The sequence below is a fragment of the Motilimonas pumila genome (assembly GCF_003596335.1).
In the GTDB taxonomy this organism is placed as follows: domain Bacteria; phylum Pseudomonadota; class Gammaproteobacteria; order Enterobacterales; family CBDFNC01; genus Motilimonas; species Motilimonas pumila.
In genome coordinates this window covers 1-1251 of record NZ_QZCH01000096.1, presented here as the reverse complement: position 1 = coordinate 1251, position 1251 = coordinate 1, and the positions used below count along the sequence as shown (strand labels likewise).

Here is a 1251-nt window from a genome sequence, read left to right as displayed (position 1 = left end):
GGATATTGCACAACGCTTTAACCCCGAAAGCAAACTCATCGGCTAGCAGGTTTAGCAGGTTTAGCAGGTTTAGCAGGTTTAGCAGGAAAAGTTTACAACTTAAGTGGGTCACCGGCGGCAGCGGTGTGAGTAATCCTCGACGGCGTTATGCGTTAACATACGCGCTCATAGACTGAGGCAAGGCTCCAGCGGCGAAAACAAGTCATGCGGATAACCAAACCCGCGAATATCAGCAAGGTCAACCGCCGAACTTTCTTGCCAAAGGTGCACTCACTTAAGTTTCTCTCCCATGCCGAACATTTTTGGTAGGGATAGTCACGCGCTTGTTGACAGTGGGAATCATATCAGCGAAGTGGCATTTTGACTTTCAAGCCAACACAATAAAACATCGCAGAGTGCTTTCCCTACCCCGCTTAGGGAGGGAAGTCCGGAGCCATAGGCGATATCAAATTCACGAGTCCCAATATCAATGGGCAATACTGGAATATCAGCGGCTCACGCACAACGCTGGACTGGGGAAATTATGAGGGGATCCGTCAGCGCCTCAAACACCGGCTTGGTGAAGTTGGCGATTTTTTTGGAACAAAAAAGGTGACAGCTTTGACAAGTCCGAGTGCATTGACTTGTTAGGGTATTCACTCTACGAACTTGTTCTGATTGCTGTCGTAAACGGCAGCATTAGGGATTGATTCTAAAAACGACATTAAATCAATCATTGTATTTGTATACTTTTGCTCATCGTCACTGCGAAAGTAGACGCGAACTCTAGCTTGCACCATACCGATCTCTTTGATATCGATTCGATTACTTCCGTCAGCCAAGAGCGCTTCCTTGGCACATTGATTGACCAACTCACCACTTTCTAAAAGTACATCAGCCGTCCAATCTCCTGCCTCTCCGAAGTCTGTTTCACTTACAGTGACTTTAATATGCTTATCTATAAATGGAGGGCAACCTTCATCAAAGTGAACCTTTGCATAGGGGACATACTCCGAAACAATTCTAGATATCGAATCCAAGTTAAGATCTGAATTTGTATCTTTTAAAAATGCTTCTATGTTAAATGCCATATAATTTTCCGAGGTTACCCTAGACATAATGATTCCCTGTGCACAGTGTCGACCTCCTGCGTTTATCGTGGGTTAGCTCGGCCAGTGCCACACTGTTAGGTAACCGCCATAACAGATACAGGAGATCGACATGAATAATCCTAGCACCCTTTTTATCGGCCTAGACGTACACAAAGAAACC

1 protein-coding gene is annotated in these 1251 nt (G+C 45.4%); it reads right to left on the bottom strand.

Going from position 1 to position 1251, the window contains the following annotated elements:
* Positions 1-635: 635 nt before the first annotated feature.
* A complete protein-coding gene (locus D1Z90_RS20610; protein WP_147378821.1) occupies positions 636-1097 on the bottom strand; it encodes a hypothetical protein in 462 nt (153 codons plus the stop codon).
* Positions 1098-1251 lie beyond the last annotated feature (154 nt).

Coding starts and splice junctions, on each gene's coding strand:
- D1Z90_RS20610 (WP_147378821.1), bottom strand. CDS start 1,097: ATGTCTAGGGTAACCTCGGAAAATTATATGGCATTTAACATAGAAGCA.